General features: G+C 56.8%; 22 protein-coding genes. 13 read left to right on the top strand and 9 right to left on the bottom strand.

Features of this window, described 5'->3' with window-relative positions; all coding sequences use genetic code 11:
• Positions 1 to 375: 375 nt before the first annotated feature.
• The 5 genes from MID00_RS12805 to MID00_RS12785 all read left to right on the top strand — a co-directional run bounded on the left by MID00_RS12805 (position 376) and on the right by MID00_RS12785 (position 6,076).
• Positions 376 to 1,329, top strand: coding sequence for a diiron oxygenase (locus MID00_RS12805; RefSeq protein WP_009459326.1), 954 nt, complete (start codon positions 376 to 378; stop codon positions 1,327 to 1,329).
• Complete coding sequence (locus MID00_RS12800; RefSeq protein ID WP_254498915.1) at positions 1,326 to 2,378, top strand: 2Fe-2S iron-sulfur cluster-binding protein; 1,053 nt, start codon at positions 1,326 to 1,328, stop codon at positions 2,376 to 2,378. Before MID00_RS12805 ends, MID00_RS12800 begins: the two co-directional genes overlap by 4 nt.
• A gap of 32 nt (positions 2,379 to 2,410) precedes the next feature.
• Positions 2,411 to 3,133 carry a glutamine amidotransferase gene (locus MID00_RS12795; RefSeq protein ID WP_021446939.1) on the top strand — a complete coding sequence of 241 codons (723 nt, stop codon included), beginning with the start codon at positions 2,411 to 2,413 and terminating at the stop codon, positions 3,131 to 3,133.
• The gene (gene pdxK, locus MID00_RS12790; protein WP_254498914.1) at positions 3,130 to 3,999 is read left to right on the top strand and encodes a pyridoxine/pyridoxal/pyridoxamine kinase; all 870 of its coding nucleotides are present in this window, start codon (positions 3,130 to 3,132) and stop codon (positions 3,997 to 3,999) included. The genes MID00_RS12795 and pdxK overlap by 4 nt, the downstream gene beginning before the upstream one ends.
• An 85-nt stretch (positions 4,000 to 4,084) precedes the next feature.
• Positions 4,085 to 6,076, top strand: coding sequence for a choline BCCT transporter BetT (locus MID00_RS12785; RefSeq protein ID WP_009459329.1), 1,992 nt, complete (start codon positions 4,085 to 4,087; stop codon positions 6,074 to 6,076).
• On the opposite strand, the gene soxR is transcribed toward MID00_RS12785, so the two are convergent.
• On the bottom strand, positions 6,073 to 6,549 hold the full coding sequence (gene soxR, locus MID00_RS12780; RefSeq protein ID WP_009459330.1) for a redox-sensitive transcriptional activator SoxR: 477 nt from the start codon (positions 6,547 to 6,549) through the stop codon (positions 6,073 to 6,075). The two genes, MID00_RS12785 and soxR, sit on opposite strands and share 4 nt — an antisense overlap.
• Positions 6,550 to 6,830: 281 nt before the next feature.
• Here soxR and MID00_RS12775 point away from each other — a divergent pair, with 281 nt between their 5' ends.
• From MID00_RS12775 to MID00_RS12765, 3 genes are read left to right on the top strand one after another with little or no spacing between them, the layout of a single operon-like run.
• Positions 6,831 to 7,904 carry an efflux RND transporter periplasmic adaptor subunit gene (locus tag MID00_RS12775; RefSeq protein ID WP_009459332.1) on the top strand — a complete coding sequence of 358 codons (1,074 nt, stop codon included), beginning with the start codon at positions 6,831 to 6,833 and terminating at the stop codon, positions 7,902 to 7,904.
• On the top strand, positions 7,901 to 11,017 hold the full coding sequence (locus MID00_RS12770; protein ID WP_009459334.1) for a MexW/MexI family multidrug efflux RND transporter permease subunit: 3,117 nt from the start codon (positions 7,901 to 7,903) through the stop codon (positions 11,015 to 11,017). Before MID00_RS12775 ends, MID00_RS12770 begins: the two co-directional genes overlap by 4 nt.
• Positions 11,014 to 12,447: an efflux transporter outer membrane subunit gene (locus tag MID00_RS12765; RefSeq protein WP_254498913.1), complete on the top strand. Its 1,434-nt coding sequence runs from the start codon at positions 11,014 to 11,016 to the stop codon at positions 12,445 to 12,447. Before MID00_RS12770 ends, MID00_RS12765 begins: the two co-directional genes overlap by 4 nt.
• 2 nt (positions 12,448 to 12,449) lie before the next feature.
• Here MID00_RS12765 and MID00_RS12760 read toward each other — a convergent pair whose 3' ends face one another.
• The 4 genes from MID00_RS12760 to MID00_RS12745 form a co-directional block, all read right to left on the bottom strand.
• Positions 12,450 to 12,878 (bottom strand): hypothetical protein, encoded by a 429-nt coding sequence (locus MID00_RS12760; RefSeq protein ID WP_250755994.1) that lies wholly within the window; start codon positions 12,876 to 12,878, stop codon positions 12,450 to 12,452.
• A gap of 170 nt (positions 12,879 to 13,048) precedes the next feature.
• Positions 13,049 to 13,693 carry an ANTAR domain-containing response regulator gene (locus MID00_RS12755; RefSeq protein ID WP_051359129.1) on the bottom strand — a complete coding sequence of 215 codons (645 nt, stop codon included), beginning with the start codon at positions 13,691 to 13,693 and terminating at the stop codon, positions 13,049 to 13,051.
• Positions 13,694 to 13,741: 48 nt separating this feature from the next.
• A complete protein-coding gene (locus tag MID00_RS12750) occupies positions 13,742 to 14,896 on the bottom strand; it encodes a transporter substrate-binding domain-containing protein (RefSeq protein ID WP_009459349.1) in 1,155 nt (384 codons plus the stop codon).
• Positions 14,897 to 15,028: 132 nt separating this feature from the next.
• On the bottom strand, positions 15,029 to 15,511 hold the full coding sequence (locus MID00_RS12745; protein WP_250755995.1) for an AmiS/UreI family transporter: 483 nt from the start codon (positions 15,509 to 15,511) through the stop codon (positions 15,029 to 15,031).
• A 677-nt stretch (positions 15,512 to 16,188) separates the two neighbouring features.
• Here MID00_RS12745 and MID00_RS12740 point away from each other — a divergent pair.
• A complete protein-coding gene (locus MID00_RS12740) occupies positions 16,189 to 17,049 on the top strand; it encodes a DMT family transporter (RefSeq protein WP_009459353.1) in 861 nt (286 codons plus the stop codon).
• Between the two features lie 1,096 nt (positions 17,050 to 18,145).
• On the opposite strand, the gene MID00_RS12735 is transcribed toward MID00_RS12740, so the two are convergent.
• From MID00_RS12735 to MID00_RS12725, 3 genes are read right to left on the bottom strand one after another with little or no spacing between them, the layout of a single operon-like run.
• The gene (locus MID00_RS12735) at positions 18,146 to 18,736 is read right to left on the bottom strand and encodes a cytochrome c (RefSeq protein ID WP_250755996.1); all 591 of its coding nucleotides are present in this window, start codon (positions 18,734 to 18,736) and stop codon (positions 18,146 to 18,148) included.
• Complete coding sequence (locus tag MID00_RS12730) at positions 18,733 to 19,341, bottom strand: cbb3-type cytochrome c oxidase subunit II (RefSeq protein WP_009459358.1); 609 nt, start codon at positions 19,339 to 19,341, stop codon at positions 18,733 to 18,735. Before MID00_RS12730 ends, MID00_RS12735 begins: the two co-directional genes overlap by 4 nt.
• A gap of 4 nt (positions 19,342 to 19,345) precedes the next feature.
• Positions 19,346 to 20,998 (bottom strand): cbb3-type cytochrome c oxidase subunit I, encoded by a 1,653-nt coding sequence (locus MID00_RS12725; RefSeq protein WP_026484662.1) that lies wholly within the window; start codon positions 20,996 to 20,998, stop codon positions 19,346 to 19,348.
• Positions 20,999 to 21,231: 233 nt separating this feature from the next.
• Between MID00_RS12725 and MID00_RS12720 the strand changes: the two genes are divergently transcribed.
• Positions 21,232 to 22,659, top strand: coding sequence for a PLP-dependent aminotransferase family protein (locus MID00_RS12720; RefSeq protein ID WP_254498912.1), 1,428 nt, complete (start codon positions 21,232 to 21,234; stop codon positions 22,657 to 22,659).
• A gap of 116 nt (positions 22,660 to 22,775) precedes the next feature.
• Entirely contained in the window at positions 22,776 to 23,201 is a 426-nt protein-coding gene (locus tag MID00_RS12715) for a lipocalin-like domain-containing protein (protein WP_250755998.1), read from the top strand.
• 43 nt (positions 23,202 to 23,244) lie between these two features.
• Here the strand turns inward: MID00_RS12715 and MID00_RS12710 are convergent, their stop codons facing one another.
• Positions 23,245 to 24,168 (bottom strand): LysR family transcriptional regulator, encoded by a 924-nt coding sequence (locus MID00_RS12710; RefSeq protein ID WP_021446942.1) that lies wholly within the window; start codon positions 24,166 to 24,168, stop codon positions 23,245 to 23,247.
• 100 nt (positions 24,169 to 24,268) lie between these two features.
• On the opposite strand from MID00_RS12710, the gene MID00_RS12705 reads away from it, so the two are divergent.
• Positions 24,269 to 25,615: an aspartate aminotransferase family protein gene (locus MID00_RS12705; RefSeq protein ID WP_009459363.1), complete on the top strand. Its 1,347-nt coding sequence runs from the start codon at positions 24,269 to 24,271 to the stop codon at positions 25,613 to 25,615.
• A 163-nt stretch (positions 25,616 to 25,778) separates the two neighbouring features.
• On the top strand, positions 25,779 to 26,615 hold the full coding sequence (murI, locus tag MID00_RS12700) for a glutamate racemase (protein WP_254498911.1): 837 nt from the start codon (positions 25,779 to 25,781) through the stop codon (positions 26,613 to 26,615).
• Positions 26,616 to 26,740: the final 125 nt, after the last annotated feature.

Genomic DNA, 26,740 nt, shown 5'->3' with positions numbered 1-26,740 from the left:
TTAAGTGGTCTGTCAAATGATCTTGAAATGGTCTGTCATTTATTGTCATAGGATCATTAGAATGCAGCCAACGAATACTCAACGCCCGTACTTCTAAACGTTCAAGCAGATTATCACCTTTTTCAATCTGTACACGATAAACACATCCCCAGTTTTCCCACGACTACAGGAAACGCCATTGCTTTAACGGCAGTTCAACCACGCTGATCCCCACAGCTCAAGAAACCCGGCAACGGGATTTTTTTGGGCCTTGTCCATAAGAATCGGCAAATCCTTTTAAGCCTGCGAATTTCCATTTGGAAATAAAGATAGGTGGAGTAAAGAAACGACCTGTTCATTTCGAACAGATCGCAATCAACAGCAAGGAAGTTTGAAATGACAATCAAAAGCTACGAAACTGATGACGCCGTACGGAATATGCTGCAAAAGCTGTCTGTACTTTGGAAAAACCGGGCTGCCGTGAATCAGGAACTGCCGGACTACAACAATCTGGCTTTCGATCCCAACAAGGCCGATTTCAGTGAATGCCTGCTGCCTTTTCGCGGGCATCAGGCATGGCTGGAAGCTCCTGAAGAATTGAAATCGCAGTGCTTGTCCTACGCCTGGGGCATTTACAACCTGAAGACCATTTACGTTGAGTGCAACGTGGTCACGCCTTCTTGCGAAGACATCATCAAGACCCCGCCCCCAAGCGCCAACCGCAATCTACTGCAAGACGTGATGTCCCAGGCCTTGCTGGACGAGGCCCTGCACACTCGCATGTCCATCATGGCCTGCAACTACATCTACTCCATGCGTGGTCTGACGCCCCTGGATTTCACCAATTTCAACCTGGTGCAGTGGCGCAATGACATCCTGAGCCAATGCGGTTCCGAATCCGAGCGTCGTCTGACCCGCTTTGCCATTGCCTGCGCGTCCGAGACCCTGATTACCGACTACCTGAAGACCATGGCCGAGGACAAGAGCATCCAGACCGTGTGCCATGAAGTTACCCGCACCCATGCCATGGACGAGTGGAGCCACTCCAGCGTGTTCAGCTTTGTTGCGTCGGACATCATTCACGGACTGAGCCAGAAAGAGCGCGAGCATATGCGCGCCGTTATTTTGCGCACCGTAGAAATGTTCGCCAACAATGAAATGGGCGCCTGGGAAAAAGTCTTTTCCATGGTGAATTTCCCCAATGCCCGCGACATTTTGCACGACACCGGCGACTCCAACGAAATTGGCGTGTACACCGGCTCGGTAGAAAGCCTGATCGAGCGCATTGGCCTGAACAGCAAGTCCGGCAAGGCTCCTGCCGAGGCCGAACAGCAGGAGGCGCTGCAATGACAGCCATGATTCAGGCGCGCTGCGAGACCGTTCGCCCCGAGGCCGGAAACGTCAAAGTGTTTACCTTGCGAGTGCAAAGTGGCCACTTTGATTTTCTGAGAGCCTTGCAGGCAGGCAAGCATGTCGCCCTGAGCTACCCAGATACCGGCGGCACCATTCAACAGCGTATGTATTCGATCACCCGTGTGGCCGATCCAGACCTGATTGAAATTGCCGTGAAAGGGTCGGGCCGCAATAGCGTCTCCGATCACCTGCACGCCACCTTGCGCGAGGGCATGAGTGTGCCCCTGCAATATGTGGCGGGTGAAATCTCGGTGAACTCCATTGTGGGTTACCAGCGTATCGCCATGATCGCCGGCGGCATTGGCATTACCCTGCCCATTGCCTTGCTGCGTGAATTGGCGGCGCGAGCCCAGGACGGCTTGCCTGTGCCACAAGTACATTTGCTGCTCAGTATTGCCCGTATTGCCGACATTCCCTTCCTGCATGAACTGCTGCAACTGGATCTGGGCACCAGCTGGTTCACGCTGACCGTGTTTGTCACGCAGGAAAAGATTCGCGAAAGCGCTCATTTCAAAGTGGGTCGCCCCTCTTTTGAAAATATGGAGCAGTTAAAAGACCCACAGGCCGTCGTGATTTGCGGCAGCCACGGTTTTGCCCAGGCCTTGCGCGAATACACCCTTCAGGCTCACCCCATCTCGCACATGTTGATCGAGGCTTTTTCCCCGCCCGCCAGTTCCGGCGTGGAAATCCTGCCTGAAGCAGACAGCGCGCCCTTGCAAATCAATGTACGCAGCACCGGGCAAACGCTCAACCCTGAGCCGGGCAGCAGCCTGCTGGAAATGCTGGAAGCAGGCGATGTGCCTATTCGCAGCCAATGCCGTTCGGGCATTTGCGGCGCTTGCCGGGTACAGATTTCGGAGGGCGAGTACCGCTCTGAACCGGATTTTTGCCTGAGCGACCAGGACAAGGCCCAGGGCCATGCACTGGCATGTTGCACCTTCCCCTTATCGGGTGCCATTAATGTAGACATCGGTACCACGAGCTGACATCCTTACCATCTGGATTGAAAGAACCTCTTATGAAGAAAGTCATCGCACTGCGTCATATCCATTTTGAAGACTTGGGCACACTGGAGCCTGTTCTGATCGAACAGGGCTACCAAGTTCAATACATTGACCCTTCCGTCGAGTCACTGCGTCACGTGGGTGAACAGGACGCTGACCTGCTGGTTGTATTGGGCGGGCCAATCGGCGCCTACGACGAAAAGATTTACCCCTTCCTGTCTGATGAGCTGGAACTGATCAACAAGTTCTTGCTGGCAGGCAAACCTTTGCTGGGCATTTGCCTGGGCGCACAATTGATTGCGCGCGCCCTGGGTGCCAATGTCTACCCCCTGGGTGTGAAAGAAATCGGTTTCTCTCCGTTGAAACTGAGCGAAGCGGGCAAAGAATCGCCCCTGGCCGCCGTTAGCGGCATTCCCGTCCTGCACTGGCATGGGGATCAGTTCGATATTCCAGACGGAGCCATTCACCTGGCCAGCACGGACGTAGGCCCCAATCAGGCCTTCTCCTTCGGAACCCAAGTACTGGGCCTGCAATTTCACCTGGAAGCCGACACCAGCAAACTGGAACGCTGGCTGGTTGGTCATGCCAACGAACTGGGACAAGCTGATATCGATCCGCAAATGCTGCGTCTGGAAGCCATGGCGGTACAAAAACGCCTGCACGCCGCTGCCGCTACGGTCCTGACCAGCTGGCTCAGCCAACTTAAACAGGCCAGTTCCGCTGATTGCGCTGCATGAACACTGCTGCTGTAACGTTCGTCGATCGTGAACGACATCCCTACCATGTGGATGTCGTTTCGATTCAGTCGCAAGTCGTCTACGGTCGGGTGGGCAACAATGTTGCCGGCCCGACTTTGCGTAGACACGGCTTTAAAGTGGCCGCCGTTCCCACCGTGTTGCTCAGCAACAACCCGCAATACCCCACGGTGCACGGCGGCGCTGTCCCCGATGAATGGCTGGAAGGCTTTCTGAATGATCTGGTCTTGCGCGGTGCGCTGGACAAGGTACACGCTGTCCTGATCGGTTATCTGGGCAGCGCCAACCAGGCCGTCATCATTGCACGCTGGTTAAAAGCGTTGCTGCAAGAGCACCCTGACACTCTGGTGATAGTGGACCCGGTCATGGGTGATCTGGATGTAGGCGTCTACGTAGACCCGGCACTGATCCCCGCCTATCACGAAACCTTGCTGCCGCTGGCCACGGGCCTGACCCCCAATAATTACGAGCTGTCCTTGCTGTCCCAACAGCCTTGCGACACCATCCAGGGCAGTTCCAGCGCCGCGCACGCCTTGCTAAATGGCCGGACCGAATGGGTCATTGCCACCAGTGCCGCCCCCGACTCCTGGCAGGATGGTCAGATCAAATTATTGATGTCTCGCAAGGAGCCGCGTGCCGACACCCTGCTTAGCCATCCGCGCGTGGATTGTGCCGCCAAAGGTACCGGAGACCTGTTTGCCTCCACCTTGCTGGCCCATCTTATTTTGGGTGCAGACCTGCATTCTGCGGTGCATACGGCCAGTGCCAGTGTGCTGCATCAATTGGAGTTGACCCGCCAGGCCGGACATCAGGAATTAATTTTGCCAATAGATCCTTTCCGAGCCTGAGCAAATATTTCCTAATCTAACAAACCTTTCAACCGGCAGTCGTTCTCGTTAAGCTGTGCCCTCTTAGTTACAAACGGAGCATGACATGGGGCTGCCTTTTAAAAGCACGCTACATCCACGGGTGTTCTGGGGATCTACCTTTATCGTCCTGGTCTTTTTGCTGATCGGGATTATTTTCCCTAAAGACGCCGCACTTATTTTTGAGCAGTTACAAAACTGGGTCATCAAAAGTTTCGGCTGGTTCTATATCCTGGCTGTGGCCCTGTTTTTCTTTGCCGTCGTCTATCTGGCATTAAGCCGCTACGGCAATTTGAAATTAGGGCCGGACGACTCGGAGCCTGATTACCCCTATCTCACCTGGATGGCGATGCTATTTGCTGCCGGTATGGGGATTGGCCTGATGTTCTTTGCCGTGGCCGAGCCACTGCAACACTTCTCGGCCCCGCCCTCGGGCCTGGCCAGCACAGTGGAAGCCGCCCATCAGGCGCAGATCATCACCTTCTTTCACTGGGGCGTTCACGCCTGGGCCGTCTATGCGGTCGTTGGCTTGTCGCTGGCCTACTTCTGCTTTCGCTACAACCTGCCTTTAACCATCCGCTCGGGCCTGTATCCCTTATTTGGCAAGCGTATTGAAGGCTGGATTGGCGATAGCGTGGATATTTTTGCCGTGTGCGGCACGCTATTTGGTATTGCTACCTCCATGGGTTTGGGCGTACTTCAAATCAATGCCGGTCTGGAGCATTTATTTGGCTGGCCGCAGGAAACCTGGCTGCAAATTGTCCTGATTGTGGTGGTTACCTCACTGGCTACCTTATCTGTTGTCAGTGGACTGGATGTTGGCATTCGCCGCCTGTCCGAACTGAATTTGCTGGTTGCCATTGCCTTGATGCTGTTTGTGCTCGCCGTGGGCCCCACAGCCTTTTTGATGAATGCTTTTGTACAGAATATCGGCGGTTATCTCGATAACTTCTTTGCACGCTCATTTAGTACACAAGCATTCCGCGGGCAAAGCTGGATGAAAGCCTGGACCCTGTTTTACTGGGCCTGGTGGATCGCGTGGTCGCCCTTTGTCGGCATGTTCATCGCCCGCATCTCGCGTGGCCGCACCGTACGTGAATTCGTACTGGGCGTCTTGCTGGTGCCCACCGTCTTCACCTTCTTCTGGATGACCGTTTTTGGCAACACCGCCATCTTCCTGGATATGGGTGTGGCGGCAGGCCAACTAGCCCAGGATGCTGCCGCGAATGCATCCGTGGCCCTTTTCGAGTTCCTGGAATACCTGCCTTGGTCCAATGTAACCTCGACTTTGGCAATTATCCTGGTAGCCATTTTCTTTGTGACCTCGGCCGACTCGGGCTCTTTGGTTATCGATACCCTGGCCGCCGGTGGGGTGGAAGATGCTCCAGTCTGGCAACGCATTTACTGGTGCGCGCTGGAAGGCACCGCTGCCTCCCTGCTCTTGCTGGCCGGTGGTCTGACAGCCTTGCAAACCGTCACGCTGGTCAGCGCCCTGCCCTTTGCCATCATCATGTTCTTGTTGATCCTGGGGCTGTTCAAAGGCATGAAGGCAGATATGTCACGATTGCGTCGTCAAGGCCCCATGTCCGGCCCGGCTCCCGGCTCGGAAGTGTCCTGGCGTCGACGCCTCTCGACGATCCTGCACACGCCCAACCAACGCGATGCCCGGCGCTTCATGGGTGAAACCGTGGTTCCCGCTTTGCAGGCCGTGGCCGACGAGCTGGGCAAACGCAATCTGAATGTCAGCCTGGAGACAAGCGAGCAGGATACGGCCCAACTGACCATTCAGGCCGACAACCAGCGTAACTTTGTCTATGGCGTCGAGTTGCGCGCTCGTCGGGTTGCCAGCTTTACCGCGGCAGCAGCACGCAACGAACAGGCTCGCCCTCAAGAATGGCAAGTGCGTACTGTCTTTGCCGATGGCAGTCGGGGTTATGACTTGATGGGCCTGTCCTCCAGTCAGGTCATTAACGACATCCTGAACCACTTCGAGCGCTATCAGTCCCTGGTCACTTCCGAAGCCACCGCGCTGTACGCGCAGTCGCCCGACCCGAGCTAAGCCTCTGTTCCGGTCTCCAGTTTTCTTTCCAGAATCTGGGGACCGGGCCCTTGCTGGCCCAGAATATCGGCCGGATTACGCAAGGGACACTCACTCATGGACAAGCACCCACAGCCAATACAGTGGGTCAGCTCATCGCGCAGTCGCGTCAACTGCTCAATACGATCATTCAAACTGGCCTGCCAACGGCTGGACATGGCTCGCCATTGCTTGCTCGATGGCTTGCTGCCCGGTGGCAAACCACGCAAGGCCTCGTGGATTTCCTCCAGAGGAATCCCGGTACGCTGCGCTACTTTGATGATCGCAATGTAGCGTAAAACCACCGAATCAAAACGACGCTGGTTCCCGCTATTACGGGTACTGGCAATCAAGCCCTTGGCTTCATAAAAATGCACGGTCGAGACAGGGACACCACTGCGTTTGGCCACTTCCCCCACCGTCAAGGCACGACTGAAATCCACTGTTTTTGCCATCTTGACACCCCTTGACCTCAAGTTAACTTGAGGTTTTATAGTCCAGGTACCTAATTAAGGCAAGCCATGTTGGCTGCCTCTTTGTTGTCACAGGAACCTGCCATGCCTCCCCTCATTTGGATTCTGTTTGCCGGACCTCTGTCATGGTTACGGCAAGCCCAGCTTGTGTCAGCCACCTACTTCAAACCCGAAGACTGGTCGCAAAGTGATCAGCGATTCGGCTGGACTCTTCCCAACAAACAGCCTTTGTGGCCCTCTTCCCTGACAGGAGGGTCGGCAGCATGAGTTCGCGTCGTACTTGGATCATGATTCCCGTTCTGGCCGGCGTATTGGCCATAGGCTGGCGTTTGCTGCCAGCCTCGCAAGAAGCTCAAGCAGGGGGAGCCTATCCGCCTGCCGTCGTCGAACTATCCAGCGTCGAGTCCCAGACCGCTCCTCGTCTTTTGCATGCCGTCGGTGCACTGGAAGCCTGGCAGCAAGTGCTGCTCAGTGCAGAGACCAGCGGCCGTATTCGCAAGATTGATTTCACCTCCGGACAGCAAGTCAAGGCAGGCCAGCCACTGGTTTTGCTCAATGACGAACTGGAACAAGCCAGCGTGCGCCGCGAGCAGGCACAGGTCAAACAGGCCGCCATTCAGCTCACCCGTGTACGCAAGCTGAAGGAACAGCAAGCCGCTACCCAGGAGCAGTTGGATCAAGCCCAGGCCGATCACGCTGTGGCCCAGGCCCAACTGCAATATCAACGCGCTGAACTGGCCTTGAAACAGATTGCCGCCCCCTTCTCGGGTCGCATCGGTATCACCAGCTTGCATCAGGGCCACTACTTGCAACCCGGCCAAGCCATCGCCAGCCTGGTCGATGACAGTCAACTGCGTGTGAACCTGACCGTGCCAGAGCAAAGCCTGCCGGATCTGAAGGTGGGCCAGACCCTGCACGTACAGGTGGACGCCTGGCCAGGCGAGAACTTCCAGGCTGAAATCAGCGCCATCGATCCCTTGATTGGAGATTCGCGCACCGTGCGCCTGCAAGCGCTGCTGCCCAACCCGGACAATCGCCTGAAAGCGGGGATGTACGCCCGTGCTCAATTGAAGCGCCCCGCCGAAGCGCCCGTCCTGACCGTGCCCGAAACCGCATTGACCTACACCGCCTACGGCCAGACCGTGTTTGTGGCCTCCCCCACGGATCAGGGTCTGTGGCAGGTCAAGCGCGTGGCCGTACAAACTGGCGAGCAATGGGATGAGCGTGTCGAAATCATTGATGGCTTGAAAGAAGGCGACAAGGTTGTGAGCGCCGGCCAGATCAAGATTCAGGACGGCTCCACAGTACAAACCGCCAAGGACAAGGAGCCCGTATGAACACCACCTCCCGTCCCGGCTTTACCGACTTGTTCGTTCGTCGGCCGGTACTTGCCCTGGTGGTCAGCGCCTTGCTCCTGATGTTGGGGCTGTTCTCTTTGGACAAGCTGCCCATCCGGCAGTATCCCCTGCTGGAGAACTCCACCATCACGATTACCACCGAGTACCCCGGCGCCTCTGCACAACTGATGCAAGGCTTTGTCACCCAGCCCATCGCCCAGGCTCTGGCCTCGGTGGAAGGGGTGGATTACCTGTCCTCCAACTCCGTGCAAAGCCGCAGTGTCGTGACCCTGCGCATGGAGCTGAACCGCGACTCTACCCAGGCCCTGACCGAAGTCATGAGCAAGGTCAGCCAGGTGCGCTACCGCCTGCCTGAAGGCGCCTATGACCCGGTTGTGGAACGTTCCTCCGGGGACTCCACTGCGGTGGCCTATGTAGGCTTTTCCACGACGTCAATCTCCATCCCGGAACTGAATGACTATCTGTCCCGCGTGGTGGAGCCTATGTTCTCCACCATTGATGGCGTGGCGAAAATCCAGACCTTTGGTGGTCAAAAACTGGCCATGCGACTGTGGCTGGATTCGGATCGCATGGCGGGCTATGGACTGACGGCTGCCGATATTGCCCAGGCTGTGCGTGCCAACAACTATCAGGCCGCCCCCGGCATGGTCAAAGGCCAGCATGTCTTGAGCAATATTCAGCTCAATTCGGACCTGACCAGCGTGGCCGAATTTCAGGACCTGATCGTGCGCGAAGACGGCACCTCGCTGGTTAGACTGCGCGACGTAGGCAAGGTAGAGCTGGGAGCAGCAGCGACGGAAACCAGCGCCCTGATGGATGGCCTGCCCGCGATTCACCTGGGCTTGTTCCCCACTCCCGGCGGCAACCCCTTGCGGATTGTGGAAGGCATTCGTGATCGCCTCCCAGCCATTGAGGCCACCTTGCCTCCCGGCGTGGAAGTGGCCCTGGCTTTTGAAACCGCCCGCTTCATCCAGGCCTCGATTGATGAGGTGCTCAAGACCCTTACCGAAGCCATGATTATCGTGGTGCTGGTGATTTATCTGTGTCTGGGTTCTTTCCGCAGCGTGCTGATTCCGCTGGCTACCATTCCCTTGTCCATGTTGGGAGCAGCCGCCTTGATGCTGGCCTTTGGTTTCAGCATCAATTTGCTGACCTTGCTGGCCATGGTGCTGGCTATCGGACTGGTAGTGGACGATGCGATTGTTGTGGTTGAAAACGTACACCGTCACATTGCCGCCGGACGCTCACCCGTGGTGGCGGCTTTATTGGGCGCACGTGAAGTGGCCGGCCCAGTGATCGCCATGACCCTGACCCTGGCCGCCGTCTATGCCCCGATTGGGCTGATGGGTGGCCTGACTGGAGCACTGTTCAAAGAGTTTGCCCTGACGCTGGCCGGTGCCGTGCTGGTATCCGGGGTCGTGGCCTTGACCTTGTCCCCAGTGATGAGTTCCTTGCTACTGCCCTCACAGCAAGATGAAGGTCGCATGGCGCACCTGGCAGAGAGTTTCTTTGGTGGTCTGTCGGCCCGCTACGGTCGACTGCTGGCCCGCTCCTTGCGCCATCGCTGGATCACGGGCGCCATGGCCTTGCTGGTCTTTATCAGCCTGCCCGTGCTCTATCAAATGACGCACAGTGAGCTGGCTCCCATTGAAGATCAGGCCAGCGTGCTGACAGCCGTGAAAGCTCCGCAAAATGCCAACCTGGCCTATGCCGAGCGCGACGGCAAGCTGCTGGATGACACGTATCGTGAAGTGGCCGAAACCGAAAGCACCTGGTTGATTGTGGGGACAGACGGCCCGGCTGCCAGCTTTGGCGGGATCAACCTGAAGGACTGGAGCAAGCGCGAGCGCGATGCCAGCGCCGTACAGGGTGAGCTGCAAGGACGTGTCAGCGCGATTCCCGGCAGCAGTATCTTCGCCTTCCAGCTTGCCCCCTTGCCCGGTTCCAGCGGCGGTCTGCCGGTTCAACTGGTACTGCGCAGCCCCGGCGACTACCGCACGGTGTACGACACGATGGAGTGGGTCAAACAGCAAGCCCGTGAAAGCGGATTGTTCGTCGTGGTAGACAGCGATCTGGACTACAACAAGCCCGTTTCCCGCGTGGAAATTGACCGCAGCAAAGCGGCCAGCATGGGTATTAGTCTGCGAGATATTGCTGATTCCCTGGCCGTGCTGGTGGGCGAGAATTACCTGAACCGCTTTTCGCTGGATGGTCGCTCGTATGACGTGATTCCACAAAGCCAGCGTGAACTGCGCCTGACAGCTCAAGCACTGACACGTCAGTTTGTACGCAGCGCCAATGGCGAGCTGGTGCCTTTGTCGGCCATGGTCCAAATCCACAGCGAAGTGGAACCCAACAGCCTGCGCCAATTCAACCAGCAAAACTCGGCCACGCTGCAAGCCATTCCAGCACCGGGCGTCACGTTGGGTCAAGCGGTGGGCTATCTGGACGACATCGCCCGTCAATTGCCTGCAGGATTCACGCATGACTGGCAATCGGAGTCGCGCCAATTCACCCAGGAAAGTCAGTCTCTGGTGTGGGCCTTCCTGGCTGCGCTGGTGGTGATTTATCTGGTGCTGGCCGCGCAGTACGAAAGCCTGGTGGACCCCATCATCATTCTGGTGACGGTGCCCTTGTCCCTGTGCGGTGCCCTGCTGCCTTTGGCCCTGGGATTTGGCACGCTCAACATCTACACCCAGATAGGTCTGTTAACGCTGGTCGGCCTGATCAGCAAGCACGGCATTCTGATGGTGGAGTTTGCCAATGAACTGCAATTCAAAGAGGGCCTGAAAAAGCCCGAAGCCATCTTGCAAGCCGCCCGCATTCGTTTGCGCCCTGTGCTGATGACAACCGGGGCCATGGTCTTTGGTCTGGTGCCTCTGCTGTTTGCCTCCGGTGCGGGTGCTAACAGCCGCTTTGGCCTGGGTGTGGTGCTGGTCTCGGGCATGTTGATCGGCACGGTATTCACCCTGTTTATCTTGCCGACTTTGTATACCTTGCTGGCGCGTGATCACGCCCATCAAGCAGACACCCCGCGGGCGCGCGATTTGGCGCAAGCCCTGCGCCCTTCGACTGGAGAACACTCATCATGACGCCACAACTATCAAACAGGCTAGCGCCTGTGGCGCGTGCTCTGCGACTGGTGATCCCCAGCCTGATCCTGAGCGGTTGCGCTGTGGGGCTGGACACCTCCATTCCCACCGCTCCAAGCTTGGCCGACACCAACTGGAACAGCCAGTTCGCTCAAGCCACCGAGCAACGCGAAAACTGGTGGACCTTGCTGCAAGACCCGCAACTGAACGCCTTGATTGCCAAGGCCCTGGACCACAACCTGGATATTGCCCAGGCACAGGCCCGCTGGCGGGCCTCCCGCGCCCTGATCGACGAGCGCCAACACGACCGTCTACCCGCCATCACGGCCCACGCCAGCTACAACCGTAGCGGTTCACAATTTGCCGCGCCCGATGGCTCCATTGATCACGGTATTACCGAGAACTGGCGCCTTGGCATGCAGGCCACTTGGGAGATCGATGTGTTCGGTCGTCTGGAGCAACTGGCCCGTTCTGCGCAGGCTCGCAGCGAGGCCAGTGCAGACCAACTTGATCTGACTCGCCAGGCTATCGCGGCTGAACTGGCACGCCAATACGTGCAAGCCCAAGGTTTGCAACGGCAACTGGCTCTGGCTGAGGATGACGTACGCAGCTGGGAGCATACACTCAGGCTGGTGCAGGCTGGCGTTTCGCTGGGTCGGGAATTGCCGGAGAATCTGGACAATGCCCAGGCTGGTCTTGAGCGCGCCAAAACCCTGGTGCCCCAACTGCGCAGCGACCTGGAGCTGGCTCGTTTGCGCATCCAGGTGCTAAGCGGCGGGCAAGCCGGGAGCATTGATACGCCGTTGCCCAGCGCCAAGGCCCCCTTGGCCGCTTCCTTGCCGTTAGGCGATGTGAACGCCATGCTGTTCAACCGGCCTGACGTACGCGCCGCCCGGCAAGAAATCCTGGCCAGCTCGCACGAAGTGGCCGCCGCCACCGCCGAGCTGTACCCCCGCCTGGATCTGGCTGGCTTTATTGGCTTTTTTGCCTTGCGAGGTAGCGACCTGGGCCATGCTGCCCGTGCCTTTGATGTTTCACCTGCCATGCAATGGCCTGCCCTGCGCCTGGGCCATGCCAAAGCGCGCTTGCGTGGCATGGAGGCGGTGGCCGATGAATCACGCCTGCACTATCAACAAGTGCTGTTGCAAGCTCAGGAAGAAATTCAGGGCTCTTTGCAACGGCTGACTCAACATCAGGAAAGCCTGCTTAGCCTGACTCGAGCGGCGTCACATCTGGAAAATGCCCATGAGCGTGCCTTGACGCGTTATGAAGTGGGAGCCGGTGCCTATCAGCAAGTGCTGGAAAATCAGCGCAGCCTGAACCAGACCCGGCAAGAACTGGCAATAGCGGAAACCGGCTCGTACCTGAATGTAATTGCCTTGTATCAGGCCTTGGGTTGGGGAGTGGCGACACCAAGCTCCACTGAATAACTTCAAGCTTGATCGAATTGGGGGTGGTCTGTCTCGAAGATAGGCCGCCCTTTTTCTATTTGTGCATCCGTCTGTTGCAAAAACTCGGATAGATTCGCAATCTTGCTTTGCATCAGCCGATCCAGCAGCTTTCCGCCAAACCACAACAAGGCGCAGCAGAAAAACGTAATCGGCAATACATACCAACGCAGCCAGACCGATGCATCCAGCAACCAGCCAAGCGCGGTAAAAATCACCACTAAAGTGCAGGCAATCCAATTATTGCGCTTGGCCTTGAGCAAGAATTTCCTCAAATCCAGGTGGCCACGGTTCAGAGTCTCTAATTGCTCGTGAAGCTGATCACGGTCTTTTTGCAGTTGCACCCAGGCAGCGCGCTGCTCTGATGTCACCGCAAGGGCAGACCGGGGCTGTTCATATTCCTGATGGCTCATTATCTCTACGCTGGGGCAGCGGCGTACTCTAGAAAATCGCTATTGTAGGAGGAATGAAAACGGGTAGTGTTTCTGCCTTTTTCTCTTTACCAAGCAAGCCTATGCCTACCACTTCAATCACGCGCCTGCTCTAGCCAGCCACCGCAGCTCAGCCTGGCCAAAACACCTGGCTAGTTCCCCCGCAAGGACGAACCTTTTTGCCCCAGGGACAGCACTTCACTGGCATTCACAATGGCAATCGAAATATCCTCAATCGTGCTGCGTTTATTCATGGCCTGCTCACGAATCAAATCGTAGGCCTGGTCCTCGGACACCTGATGGGTACGCATCAAGATCGTCTTGGCTTGCGCCACATGCCGCTGCCCCATCAGTTTGGTTTGCAGCTTGCTGATCAGCCGACGTTGCTGGCGCAGTTCTTTATGGTATTTACGCGCCAGCACCACCGTGGACAACAAGCCAAAAGAGCGTATGGGCGAAGGCAGGATCGCCTGAATATTCAAATCCAGCACGGCCGACACTATCGTGGGGTTTTCATAATTGACCACAGCAATAATCGTGGGTGCTTCCTCCTCGCAGACCCAATCCAGGCGCAGGTGCAAAAGATCAGGCTGCACGGCCAGAAACACCAGATCCGTTCCTGAAGGCAGGTTTTGCGTGGGCGGCCAGATCGTCTGGACCGAACACCCGATACGCTGCAGTTGCTGGGTCAGCAAGCGGCCATCGCTATCGTCCGGATGCATGACCACCATCGTCAATTGCCGCAGTTCCTTGAGCTGCGGCGAGGTGGCATGCGGAAAACGATTCCGCACTCGCAAAGGCTTGTTTGCCGGCTCATCACCGTAGGAAGAGGAGTTGGCCACGCTTTATGTCTCCAAAGTATCCAGCTTGGCAGTCCAGTCGCCCAAGGAATGGGTAACCAGATACGGGTCGGGCGAGACCGGGCGCGTTGCCTGGCGCACAATCGCAAATTCGCCGTCGGCATTGATGCGGCCAATCCGTGGATAAAGCCAAGTATGGTGATTATTGGGATCGATCTTGATCCGCCCCTGAGGCGCATCCAGTTCACTGCCCAGCAGGTAGGGCAGCAGATCTCCGATCGCATCACTGGCGGATTGTCGATACGCATTGGCGAACAAATGCATCTGTGAATAGGCAGCTTCCCAGCACAGATTAGGGTGGCAGTCGGCCCCAAAGCGCTTGCGCAAACTGGCCAGACAACGCGCATTGACTTCCGACTCGATGGACTGAAAATACGGTGCAGCGGTGAAGTGCCCACAGGCAATTTCCGCGCCCATCTGGGCAATCTCGGCTTCGGAGGTCGTCAAACTGGCAATGGGCATGGTTTGCGGATTAAAGCCCGCATTGGCATAAGCGCGATACAGATTGGCAGTGGAGTCCCCCACCACGGTGGAGAAAATAAAGTCCGGCTGCTTCTGGCGTATGTCTTCCATGATCAGGCTGTAATCGCTCTCGCTGGCATCCAATGGCAGATAGTGTTCGCCCAGCACGTTGCTATCGGGATGCTGCATGACCAGCTCGCGCATGATGCGATTGGACTCATAGGGGTAGATATAGTCCGAGCCAATCATGTAGACCCGCGCGCCAAAATTGCTGGTCATGAAATGCGCCAGCTGCACACTGTTCTGATTGGGCGCCGCGCCGGTATAGATCACATTGCCCGAAAACTCGAAACCTTCGTACAGGGTGGGATAGAACAAGAGCTTGTTCCACTTCTCCACAATCGGGATCACGGCCTTGCGGCTGCTGGACATATAACAGCCAAAGATCACATTGACGCGGTCCTGCACAATCAGCCGCTCGGCCTGTTCAGCGTAGCAAGCGGGCCTGGACGCCGGGTCGTAGCACACCGCCACCAGTTCACGCCCCAGCAGGCCACCGGCCTCGTTGATTTCCTCAATCGCCAGTTTGGTACCCTGCCATTGCGACTGACCAATGGTAGAGGTCATGCCGGTTGCGGAATAAAGAACGCCGACGCGTACGGGTTCGTTGTGAGCCAAAGTCCATCTCCTGTCTAGCATGGTAGGGGCGCAGGTCGACGGACCTGCCGGTAAACACTACGAGCGAGCATCAGGTTACTCCAAAAAACTGCATTACTCTGGCTCCCCACCACGCTTGCACTCCTATGAAAACTACCAGGCATCCATCATGATCAGGGTGCCGGGCAACCAGCAGGTCAAGGCCCCGATCAGGACGGTATACGCAGGCAAGATACGCAAGGATCGTCCCAGTCCCAAGGCCAGGAAAAACAGAAACCACAGGCTGGACCACAAGAGCCACATGGCGATCAAACGCGGATCGCTGACAGAACCGGCAAAGGCCAGTGCGCTGATGGCAACAAACAGGCAATACCAGCCAAAACCCACTCCTTTCAGCCCATACCACTGCACCACAGCCAGATACAGATAGGTGAAGGCAAACAGCAGCCCACCAGCAACGGCAAAGTAATCCGCCATTTGCTCGCCGCGCTGCAAGCCCAGCAAATTGATGAACAGGGCCAACAGCCCCACCAGCAAGTTAAAGGGGGCCAGGTCCCGACTTTCAATACGTCCAGTCAAACCCACGCCATTCACAATCAGCACAGCCCCAATAAAGAAAAGCGCAACACCCAACATGGCATAAGCCTCCAAAACAAGGTGACGATTCCGGCCTGGCTGGCGTCAGATATTGCTGACGCTGCGTGAGCTCTGTGTATCGCGATGGCATCGTGCCGCGAAGCAGGATTCCAGATAGTTCGCAACCTAACTACGAGGTCGGATTTATTTCAGGCAAACAAAAAGGCCCAGACCGGTTCAAGCATTGAACCGGTCTGGGCCTTTTTGCCCGGCATCGGCGCTGGCAGCATTGGCAGCGGATGTCGTGTCTATTCGGAAATGTCGCAGCGATCTGAAATCGCGATCGGTGCAATTCTTACATAGCCTGCTCTATCGTCTGTACTAGCGATTACCCTAGCGGCTGACTATTGGCGTCCTAAATATATTTTGTGCTACAGTATTTCATCGATTTAACGATCTGATTCTTATTTCATGAACCGCCCCGCATCCTCTTTGCCAAGCACTCTGCCCCTGTCGCGGGCCGCGTCGCTGCGGGCGGGCTCCCCTCCATCTGTCTTGCTGTTGACTGTCGTCGCCCCAGGCGTCGTCAATCAAGCCGCAGTCGTGTCCGACGTCGTCGTCGACACACGCGTCTACAGCGTCTGCTCCTAAGACCTCTTTTTCTTTTCCTGCGCCATTGATGCGCCTGGAATGTCTTTGCAGACAAACCTAATTTATTTAGACAGATAAAGAACATCATGATTTCTTCTTCTCGCGCCCAAGCGGGTGCTATTGCCTTGTTCGTGCTGCTTTGGGGCAGCGCGGGTATTTTCACGCGTATCGGTCTGGATCATGGCTCGGTTATGGCCATGCTGATCCTGCGTTTTGCCATCGCCCTACCTATGGTGATCATGCTGGGGCACTTCAATGGCGGCTGGCTGCCGCCCAAAGGGCAACGTCTGCTGCCAGCTATCAGCGGTTTGCTGATGATCGGGCTGTATTCGTTTTTCTATTTTGAAACCCTGGCTCAAGGGATCACACCGGGTCTGCTGGCGACGATCCTGGGTGTGCAGCCAATTCTGACCTTGGCTTTGACCGAGCGGCGTTTTTCTTTGAGCCGTGTGGCCGGTTTGGCACTATCGCTGACAGGACTGATTCTGGTGGTGTATCAAAGCCTGATTGTCAGCCGTTTGTCCGTGATGGGTCTGGTATTTGCAATTGCTGCTTTGTTGAGCATCACTGTGGGGACCATTGTTCAAAAGCGTCAGCCCGTGGGGGCTTTGCAAGGAATGCCTTTGCAGTATTCCTTGTCTCTGGGCTTGTTTATTCTTGCGTCCCTGGGTTTGGGACAAGAAATCCGCTGGGAGAACACATTGGGCTTTTGGGGACCGGTGGTCTGGCTTGGTCTGGTGATTTCCGTACTGGCCCAGTTACTGCTGTATCGCATGATTCGCAGCGGGAATCTGGTCAATGTCACTAGCCTGTTTTATCTGGTTCCTGTGGTGACGGCGGGATTGGATTTCCTGATTCTGGGGAATACCTTGGCAGCTCGCGCAGGGCTGGGACTGGTGGCTATCTTGGCGGGTCTGTGGCTGACATTACGGAAGAAGGCGGCGTAAGTCTGCTTTTTATAAGTGGGGTTTCACGGAGAGTTAAATCGGTCTTTGAATGATGAGATCGGTCTCCGTGAAGCCACCACTTGGGGCCCTCTGCAGGGATTGGGCTGAGCACTTGCCGGTGCTGCGCACCGGTGCCCTAGTCAGGAGATAGCTACGGGCGCATCCTGAACTCGCGGGGTGGTTCGTCCCCCGGACGAACCACAAGCGCCCCGCTCAAACAGCAGGATGCTTGCACCCCTACGCTATCTCCTGCCCGCGGCAAGTACTCTGATCCGCCCAATCCCTGCAGAGGGACCCAAGTGGTTCACAGTGATACATATCCACGATTCAAGTCGGTTTACTTCCCAAATCCAGGCACGGCATGGACAGATCTCAATGCCTAGATCTTTATTCTTAAGCGGCAACCCTCAAAGCGCCCTTCTAAAAACTACTGATTTACGAGCTCTCGCTACAGATCGATACCTGTCATCAGCGTGTGAATACTGCAGGCATGCTAATTATCATTGCTGAATACTTTTGGGCTTTTTCAACTGGCCGCACTCCGCCCAATCGCAGTAGCCCTTCAACTCATCACAACAACTCGGCCAACCACAAGCCCTGGCCCCACCAAGCACCAAACCCAAAAACACTAGACAGCCCCCCGTCCGCGCTACAACCAGCACTTCCTTCCGCCACAAATCGGTTTTGTATATTTCTCCGTTGTGAGCCGCTTGGGGGCCGGGCCCAGGGGGGCGGGCGATTCAGACTGCTTGCCGCAGGCGGTTCTGATATCCGGGATGCAAGTCCTGTGCTGTTTGAGCCCGACGCTTGTGATTGGTCCGGGGGACCAATCACCGGGCGAGTTCACAGGGCGCCCGGATATCAGAATCGACAAGGGTACCGATGCGCAGCATCGGCAAGTAGTCAAGCCCGCCCCCCTGGACCCGGCCCCCAAGCGGCGTCCCCACACCGAGACACCCAACAAAAAAAAACCGACATCTCCAACCCTGGGGTCGGGCGAGATATCGGTTCAAAAGCCGGGGGCCTGTTCCCGGCGTACTACCGTTTCAAAACGTGCTTCTAATTATTAATTCCAGAAGAACTCATCGCAGCCACCTCAATGCGCCGCAATCCACTCCAACAGTTCCTTCTCCCCTTGCCAAGGCTGACTACGATCCCCACTGGCAGCCCGCTCCTGGGCAACAAACTCGGGGGTAATGGCATCCTCCTCATTCCCCCACTCATGGCGAATAAAGCTCAACACAGCCGCCAGCTCCGCATCACTGAACTGCTCTGCAAATGCAGGCATCGCCCCCTGATATTCCTGACCTTTCACCGTGATAGCTCCCGTAACCCCTTGCAGCACCAATTGCGCCAGTACCTTGGGGTCACCCTTCACCCACTCTGAGTCCGCCAAAGGCGGGAACACCCCTGGCAAACCTTGCCCCGTCGCCTGATGACACGCCACACAGGCATTGGCATACAACTGCTTACCATCCGCAGATGCACTGCCAGGCGCAGGAGCCAGAACCGCCAAAGGACGCTGATCCCCCAAACGCGGAGAGCTGTTGGGCTGAGCCGAGACGATGTAATACACCGCCCAGGCCAGCAAGGCCAAAATCACCAGAATCACTACGCGCGGAACCGGGTTGTACTGCTCGTGAGGATCTGCATTCTCGCTTTGACGACTTTGCACAGGGCGACTCATTCCTCACCTCCCACGGCATCCGCACTCAAGATCGGATACACATGCTTGAGCGACTGCAAATACACCACCAGATCCAAAGCCTCCGGACGAGCCACCACCACCTTGCCTTCCGGTGCCACACCTGGCGGCAGGCTCACCACACGCTCATCGGGCTGTACCTGATCCGGGTCTTTGGCCTCGAACAAGAAACGATAGGGAGGCATATTGCTGCCCGGCGAGTAAGCGCGCGGGTCGTACAAGTGCCCCAAATGCCAATCCTGACTAGGCTGACGCACACCAATATTGAACAGATCCGGCCCGGTACGCATGGTGCCCAGCAAAGGCGGATCGTCGTAGTGATAATCCCCTGCCACCGAAGCGCGCCCCCAACCACGGCTGGCATCCGCCACACCCGCGCCCGTTGTACTGGGCTGCTGCGTGTGACAAGTAATGCAGCCATTGCCCCGATACACCGCCCGACCGCGTATTTCCTGACTGGTATAAGGCAACAAACCTTCCGGGGCAGGCTCGTCTTTCAGCTGCAGAAACGGCACCACAATCATGGCCGCCGTTGCCAGAGACAAGGTCACCATGGACCCGATAATCAACTTCAGTTCGTTTTCCATGTCCTTAAACCTCCAGCTCAGCGGTACGGCGCACTGCAGCCGAGCGGGACTCGGTCAAGGCAAACGCACCCGACTTCACAATCATCAGCAGTACGTGCAGGGCGAAGACCAGATGGCCCAGCGTCATCATGGCGCCGCCAATAGAACGGCCTTGCAACCAGGGCATGGTGACTGCCACCGACTCCATAAAACCACGGGCAGGATCCAGCAAGGCCAAACCTTGCAGCACGCCACCAATGCTGAGCGTGATCATGTACACGGCAAAGCCAGCCACCACCAGCCAGAAGTGCCAGGAGATCAAGGCAGGACGGGGCCAGGCCGTGTTCAGAATGCGAGGCAAGGCAAAGTACACTCCGCCGAAAATCACCATGGTCACAAAGCCGTACATACCCAGATGAGCATGAGCCACCGTGAAGTGCGTGAAGTGTGTAATGGAATTCAGCGAACGCAAGGCTTCAGCAGAACCTTGCAGGGACGCAACGGTGTACATCATGGCGCCAAAGACGATGAAACGCAGAACGGGCGAGTGACGCAGCGCACTGAAATGCCCCTTCAACGTCAAATGCTGGTTAGCCGAGAAGGCCAGCACCGGAATCACCATCATCACGCTTTGCACGATGGACAAGGTAATCAGCCATTCAGGGATAGGACCACCAATCAAATGGTGCGCACCCACCTGCCCGTAGAAAAAGGCCAGCGTCCAGAAACCCAGCAGCGACAAGTTGTAGGAGCGCACAGGGCGTCCAATGACTTTGGGCAGGAAGTAGTAAATAGCGGCAATCGACATGGGGGTATAGAACAAGCCCAGCACGTTATGCCCGAACCACCAGTTCATGGTGGCTTGCTCCACCCCAAAGTGCACGCCAGGAACCTTGGCGACCAGATACAGAATGGGGAACCAGAACAGCGCCGCGCCGATGTACCACACCGACACGTACAAGTGCTTGACCTTGCGTTGCGAGAGCATCAAGGCCAGCGGCATGCCGATCATCATGCCGCCAAAGGCGAACAGCACACCGATTTGCCAGGGGATTTCCAACCACTCCAGGCCCGCGTTCAAGCCGATGGCCAAAGCACCAATCCCCGCTACCAGCGCAGCATTCCAGACCAGACCGCCCACCATCACCAAACGGCCACCCAGCAAAGGGGTTTGCAGCAAGCGCGGCAACATCCAGATCGTTAGCCCCAACAAGCCCATGGGTGCCCAGCCATATGCCACGCCGTTCAGGTGAATCGTGCGCAGACGGCCAAAGCTCAACCAGGAAACGTCACCCAGGAACTCGGGCCAGTGCAGTTTCAAGGAACTGATCAGACCCGCAAACGAGGCCACCACCAGCCAGACTACCGCACAGACAATCAGTAAAAACGCAGGCATGGAACTGGAACGGTCGGCCTGTTCACGCGCCGCCATTTCAAGCGCGCTGGTTTGCTGACCATGGTTCTCTGCAATATGGTCGGCCGCCGCCAGGCTTAGCGCCTGCCGTTGGGCAGCATCGGCCGAGGGCTCTTCGGGCTGGCCGATTTCGCCCTTGTGAAAAATAGTGCGCGCACCACTGACGTCAGCATCGAACAGGCCCTTGCGCAAGGACCAGATAAAGGCAAAAAGCCCGGCAATCGACAGGATGAATGCGGCAAGCAAAAGCGCCGTCGGGTTCATGGTATTCCTCTGATTAGATAGGCCCGCAGCCCACACGGGCACGGACGAAAACACCCGGCAAGGCTACCTGTCGGCACAGAGCATTCCAAGAATCAGTTAAAGCTTAAAAAACCCTATCAGTTGTCCTGAAAGCCCCGCAAATTGCCGTTTGCTTGTGCTTGAAGACATACCCATCAGATAATAAAAAAACTACATTTATTGAAATTACCGTATCAGATGGAGCACAGAAGGACATGAAACTGTACGAGACGCTGGCCAAGGAACTGGCCCAGGCCATTCTTGACGGCACAGTTGCCGCAGGCGAGCGCATGCCCTCTGTGCGTCAATTGATGGATAAGCACAAGATCAGTGCCTCGACGATTTTCCAGGCGTATTACCGACTGGAAGCACAAGGCTTGATCAAGGCGCGTCCTCGTTCGGGCTACTACGTCTGCTCCAGCCTGGCGCCTCATACCTTGGAGGCGGACACGGCCTCCCAGCCACCGCTGCAAGCGACCAGCGTTAACAATAGCGACCTGATCATGGCGATCCTGCAATCCAGTTCAGAGCGCTCCGTAGCGCCTTTAGGCTCCGCTTTCCCCAGCCCTGTGCTCTTTCCTCTGGAACGCTTGGGCCGCTTCTTGTCTGCCAGTCTGAAACAGCAAGATCCCTGGGCCAGCGTGGACGATCTGACCCAAGGCCACGCTCCCCTGCGTCGCCAGATTGCCTTGCGCTATCTGGCTCAAGGCATGGCCATCAATGCCAACGATATTGTGATTACCAACGGAGCTCTGGAAGCGCTGAACCTATGTCTTGCAGCGGTAACTCAACCGGGTGACATCGTGCTGGTGGAATCGCCCACCTTTTATGCCGCGCTGCAATCGCTGGAACGCATGAAGCTGCAAGCCCTGGAAGTGCCCACCCACCCGCGTGAAGGCATTGATCTGGAAGCGCTGGAACACGCGATCAAGCATCACGCCCCAAAAGCCTGCTGGCTGATGACCAACTTCCAGAACCCGCTGGGCAGCCTGATGCCCGATGCCAAAAAAGCCCAATTGGTCGAGCTGCTGGCCCGCTATGAAATCCCCTTGATCGAGGACGATGTTTACGGCGAACTGTACTTCGACACGGAGCGCCCCCGTCCCGCCAAAGCCTTTGACCGTCAGGGACTGGTGATGCACTGCTCCTCTTTTTCCAAAACCCTGGCACCCGGCTATCGCATCGGCTGGGCTGTGCCGGGACGCTATATACGTAAAGTCGCCCAAGCCAAACTGACTACTACCCTGACGTCCCCCGTGCCCACCCAACTGGCCCTGGCCAGCTACCTGGAAAAAGGTGCGTACGAGCAACACCTGCGCCGTTTACGCACTCAACTAAAAAGCCAGTATGCGCAGTTCTCCAAAGCCTTGGGACGCTACTTCCCCGCAGGAACTCGGGCAACCCGCCCCGAGGGCGGCTACTTCCTGTGGGTAGAGCTGGAAAAAAGTGTGCAGACCTTGGAACTGCATCGCCAGGCCCTGTCACAAGGCATCAGTCTGGCACCAGGCTCCATCTTTTCAACTACCCAGAATTACAGCCATTGCCTACGTCTTAACTTTGGCCATCCGTGGACAGAACACAGCGATCACGCACTGGAAATACTGGGTAATTTATGCCGACCATTGCCACTTAAAAAGTCATGAAGCGTAGGGCCTGACGATAGAAAATAAGAATAGGCAAGTCATTGAATAACAAACAAAAAGACAGCATGATGGCTTAGTTACATAACGCAACAACACTGTCTATTCAGGAGTTTTTGATGGCCCATACCTTACGTAGCAAGCTGATCGGTGTCTGGCAATTGGTGTCCTTTGATTTTGTCCCGGAAGATGGCTCGCCCAATTACCCGGGGTTTGGGCCAAATCCCATTGGGCAATTGACGTACACAGAAACAGGCTATGTGACAGCGCAACTAGGTAGCAAAGACAGAACGGAGCGAGACAGCAGCCAAACGCTACTAGACAAATACTTGGCCTACGCAGGAACATTTGCGGTCGATGAAACCTCTCAGTGTGTTACCCACTTTGTAGATATGTCCCTATCTCCCAATTGGCTCGGTATTCCCCAACCGCGGTTGGCACGTCTTACCCAGGATGAGCTCGAACTGACGACAGGCACGCCCATCACCGTCGCAGGCAAGCTGGGCACAGGCACCCTTCTGTGGCATCGTGCCAAGCCTGTCTGACCGCTTGGGGACACCACCCCACGGCCAGCTTATGCTGGCCGTTTCAGTTTTGAGTCTCACTATCTAACAGGCCCAGAAAATAATCCACAATCGCGTGTGCGCGCCTGTCCTTACGCATGGCCAAGGACAAGGGAATCGTGAACTGACGCTGCTGCGGGTCCACCGCAATCATCTGGCCCTTCTCTACCCAGCGAGCCGCCACGTGCTCGGGCAAGAAACCGATGTATTCCCCCGTCAAAATCAAAAAGGCGATCCCTTCCCGGTCACTGGCCGTGGCAACACAATTCAGATCCTGGTGTTGACCGATCGCCTCCAGGCTCATGCGATAAGCAGGCGCAATGGCTGCAGCCCGGCGCAAGACTTCCTGAGACACTGTCCCTTCTTGCGCCGCGGCAAACAAAGGATGTTCCCAGGAGCAATACAGAAAATAAGGTTCGGCATAAAGCGTGCGATACTCCAGCCCGCTCAAGGCATTGGTTTCAGGCAGCACACCCATATGCAAGCGACCGTCCAGTAAACCACGCTCAATCTCACCCGGCGTACTCATGCTGATATGGACGCGCACCGCCTCACTGTTTTGCCGCAAGGCACGCAAGGCCGAGGTGATGTGCATATGAGGCTGCGAGATCAGGCTATTCATCAAGCCTATATTCAAGTCCCCCCGCAAACTGGAATGCAGCTGGTTCACCTCACTGCGGAAATTCTCCACCGCAGCCATCAAGGTTTCACTGGCCCGCAGTACCTGTCGCCCTTCTTCCGTCAAGGCAAAACCCGCCCGGCCACGCTGACACAGCCGGATTCCACCCAAACGTTTTTCCAGATCGCTCATATGCAAGCTGATGGCCGAACGTGTAATGCCCAGCACGCCTTCCGCAGCCGAAAAGCTGCCCACTTGCGCTACCGTTCTGAACACACGCAGCAGACGCAAATCAAAATCGGAAACCTGCAAGAGTCCTTTGAGTTGCATATAGGTGAGTAAAACAATAAGTGAAGTTGAATAAAAACGTATTTTACTCAACAACTTAGCTGCCTACACTGGGGGTATTCACCGCCTTGAGGAGACCACCATGAACTCACCCTACTTTGCGCCACAGCAGATTGCCAGTGAACTCAATCTTCAGTCCCACTGGATGCCCTTTACCGCGAACCGACACTTCCAGCAGGACCCGCGCCTTGTCGTCAAAGCCGAAGGCAACTGGCTGTACGATCAGGATGGCCGCCAGATTTTTGACAGCCTGTCCGGGCTTTGGACTTGTGGTGCCGGACATGCTCGCCATGAAATCCAGGCCGCCGTGCATCGTCAACTCGGGCAACTGGACTACTCTCCCGCCTTTCAGTTTGGACACCCCGCTGCTTTTCAGCTGGCCGACAAGCTGACCCAGCACACCCCTGACGGTCTGGATCATGTTTTCTTCACGAACTCCGGTTCTGAATGTACCGACACGGTCGTCAAGATGGTGCGGGCGTACTGGCGTATTAAAGGCCAGGCGACCAAAACCCGTCTGATTGGCCGTGCTCGTGGCTACCACGGCGTGAACGTGGCCGGCACCAGCCTGGGAGGCATAGGCGGTAACCGCAAGATGTTCGGGCAACTGATGGATGCCGACCACCTGCCCCACGTACTGCAAGCAGACTGCGCCTTCACGCGCGGCCAGCCCGAAACAGGGGGCCTTGCCCTGGCCGACGAACTGCTGAAACTGATCGAATTGCACGACGCCAGTACCATCGCCGCCGTTTTTGTCGAACCCGTCTCCGGATCGGCAGGCGTACTGGTGCCACCTACCGGCTACCTGCAACGCCTGCGCCAGATTTGCGATCAGCACAACATTTTGCTGGTCTTTGATGAGGTCATCACCGGCCTGGGCCGCCTGGGAACCTATACCGGGGCCGAATACTTTGGCGTCACCCCCGACATCATGACCATGGCCAAGCAGTTGACCAACGGTGCCATCCCCATGGGCGCGGTCGTTGCCAGCAAGGAAATCTACCAAACCTTCATGGGCCAGGACTTGCCACTGCACGCCGTGGAATTCAGCCACGGTCATACCTACTCTGCCCACCCCGTCGCCTGCGCCGCTGGACTGGCTGCCCTGGAGTTGCTGGAACAGGATAATCTGCTGCAACGCTCCGCTGAACTGGCTCCGCATTTTGAACAAGCCCTGCACCAGTTGCGCGACAGCCCGAATGTCATCGACATCCGCAACTGCGGCCTGGCAGGTGCCATCCAGCTCGCCCCACGGAATGGCGACCCCGCCATCCGCCCCTTTGAAGCGGGACTGCAACTTTGGAAACAGGGCTTTTACGTACGCTTTGGTGGCGACACCCTGCAATTTGGCCCCACCTTTACCTCTACCCCCGAGCAACTCAACTCGCTCTTCGATGCGGTGGGAGGCGTCCTGAAGAACCTGGCTTGAACGCAGCAACAGGGCGGTCATGGAAAGACCGCCCCACACACCAACCAAGACCTGGAACAGGGCCTAAAGGAGACAGCCGCTGTAAACCAGGCTGAAGCCACTGCTCCAAACACCACAAAAGCGCCATAATAGAATTTTTGCCCCACAAGCATCGTTCAGCGCCATGAGTCCATCCCGCCCCGCCGTTTTTGCACAAGCCCCTATTGGCGTGTTTGATTCGGGCGTGGGCGGATTGTCCATCTGGCGTGCCCTGCGCCAATCCCTGCCCAACGAGCATTTGCTCTACCTGGCCGACTCCCGATACGCTCCCTACGGAGACCGATCCCCCAAATGGATTGTGGAGCGTACCCTGCAAATGACTCAATTGCTGGTAGACCAAGGCTGCAAGGCACTGGTCATCGCCTGCAACACCGCCACACTGGTAGCCGCCCCCGCCCTGCGCTCCAGGCTTTCCATCCCCATCATCGCCATCGAACCCGCCATAAAACCGGCTGCCGCCCTGAGCCGTAGCCGTAGCGTCGCCCTGATGGCCACCAGCCGCACCCTGGACAGCGGCGGCCTGCAAAACCTGATTGACCGCTATGCCAACGACGTGGAAGTCATACGCATTCCCTGTCCAGGGCTGGCCGACCGGGTCGAGGCCCTGCAACTGTCAGGCCCGGAAATCGAAGCAGAACTCAAAGAACGATTGGCCCCCGCCCTGCAAAGCCAGGCCGATACCCTGGTCCTGGGCTGCACACACTACCCCTTTTTACGTCCCACAATCGAAGCCATCAGCGGCTCGCGCTTCCATATTCTGGAACCGTCCTTTGCCGTCGCCGCCCAAGTGCACCGTCGCCTGGAGCAGGCCAACTGCCTGAACACACAAGCCCAAGCAGGCAACAGCGCCTTCATCAGCAGCGCCCCCGTGGACCAAGCCCAAAAAGTCATCCAAGCCCTGACAGGACTGAGCGAACCCACCATGCTGGCATTCCCCATACATTCGCCAAGCGCGCTGTAGAAATTGTTCATCCTCAATCTCTCGATGTTTCCAGCAAGAGCCGCTTGAGTTGGCTGCTCTAGCTAGCTGACCACTATCTTTAGCGGCCCAACGGCCCCCCCCTCCGTTCACCATCTCCACTCGCC

This window comes from Alcaligenes sp. NLF5-7 (assembly GCF_024266725.1).
Taxonomy (GTDB): domain Bacteria; phylum Pseudomonadota; class Gammaproteobacteria; order Burkholderiales; family Burkholderiaceae_B; genus Alcaligenes; species Alcaligenes phenolicus.
This window is presented reverse-complemented; position numbering and strand designations above follow the sequence as displayed.

Excerpts from the sequence above, each read along its gene's own strand:
- soxR (WP_009459330.1), bottom strand. The coding sequence starts at position 6,549 with ATGGCAAAAACAGTGGATTTCAGTCGTGCCTTGACGGTGGGGGAAGTG.
- MID00_RS12760 (WP_250755994.1), bottom strand. The coding sequence starts at position 12,878 with ATGAGCCATCAGGAATATGAACAGCCCCGGTCTGCCCTTGCGGTGACA.
- MID00_RS12765 (WP_254498913.1), top strand. The coding sequence starts at position 11,014 with ATGACGCCACAACTATCAAACAGGCTAGCGCCTGTGGCGCGTGCTCTG.
- MID00_RS12735 (WP_250755996.1), bottom strand. The coding sequence starts at position 18,736 with ATGAGTCGCCCTGTGCAAAGTCGTCAAAGCGAGAATGCAGATCCTCAC.
- MID00_RS12720 (WP_254498912.1), top strand. The coding sequence starts at position 21,232 with ATGAAACTGTACGAGACGCTGGCCAAGGAACTGGCCCAGGCCATTCTT.
- pdxK (WP_254498914.1), top strand. The coding sequence starts at position 3,130 with ATGAACACTGCTGCTGTAACGTTCGTCGATCGTGAACGACATCCCTAC.
- MID00_RS12775 (WP_009459332.1), top strand. The coding sequence starts at position 6,831 with ATGAGTTCGCGTCGTACTTGGATCATGATTCCCGTTCTGGCCGGCGTA.
- MID00_RS12705 (WP_009459363.1), top strand. The coding sequence starts at position 24,269 with ATGAACTCACCCTACTTTGCGCCACAGCAGATTGCCAGTGAACTCAAT.
- MID00_RS12745 (WP_250755995.1), bottom strand. The coding sequence starts at position 15,511 with ATGTTGGGTGTTGCGCTTTTCTTTATTGGGGCTGTGCTGATTGTGAAT.
- MID00_RS12785 (WP_009459329.1), top strand. The coding sequence starts at position 4,085 with ATGGGGCTGCCTTTTAAAAGCACGCTACATCCACGGGTGTTCTGGGGA.
- MID00_RS12730 (WP_009459358.1), bottom strand. The coding sequence starts at position 19,341 with ATGGAAAACGAACTGAAGTTGATTATCGGGTCCATGGTGACCTTGTCT.
- MID00_RS12710 (WP_021446942.1), bottom strand. The coding sequence starts at position 24,168 with ATGCAACTCAAAGGACTCTTGCAGGTTTCCGATTTTGATTTGCGTCTG.
- MID00_RS12800 (WP_254498915.1), top strand. The coding sequence starts at position 1,326 with ATGACAGCCATGATTCAGGCGCGCTGCGAGACCGTTCGCCCCGAGGCC.
- MID00_RS12805 (WP_009459326.1), top strand. The coding sequence starts at position 376 with ATGACAATCAAAAGCTACGAAACTGATGACGCCGTACGGAATATGCTG.
- MID00_RS12740 (WP_009459353.1), top strand. The coding sequence starts at position 16,189 with ATGATTTCTTCTTCTCGCGCCCAAGCGGGTGCTATTGCCTTGTTCGTG.
- murI (WP_254498911.1), top strand. The coding sequence starts at position 25,779 with ATGAGTCCATCCCGCCCCGCCGTTTTTGCACAAGCCCCTATTGGCGTG.
- MID00_RS12715 (WP_250755998.1), top strand. The coding sequence starts at position 22,776 with ATGGCCCATACCTTACGTAGCAAGCTGATCGGTGTCTGGCAATTGGTG.
- MID00_RS12725 (WP_026484662.1), bottom strand. The coding sequence starts at position 20,998 with ATGAACCCGACGGCGCTTTTGCTTGCCGCATTCATCCTGTCGATTGCC.
- MID00_RS12795 (WP_021446939.1), top strand. The coding sequence starts at position 2,411 with ATGAAGAAAGTCATCGCACTGCGTCATATCCATTTTGAAGACTTGGGC.
- MID00_RS12770 (WP_009459334.1), top strand. The coding sequence starts at position 7,901 with ATGAACACCACCTCCCGTCCCGGCTTTACCGACTTGTTCGTTCGTCGG.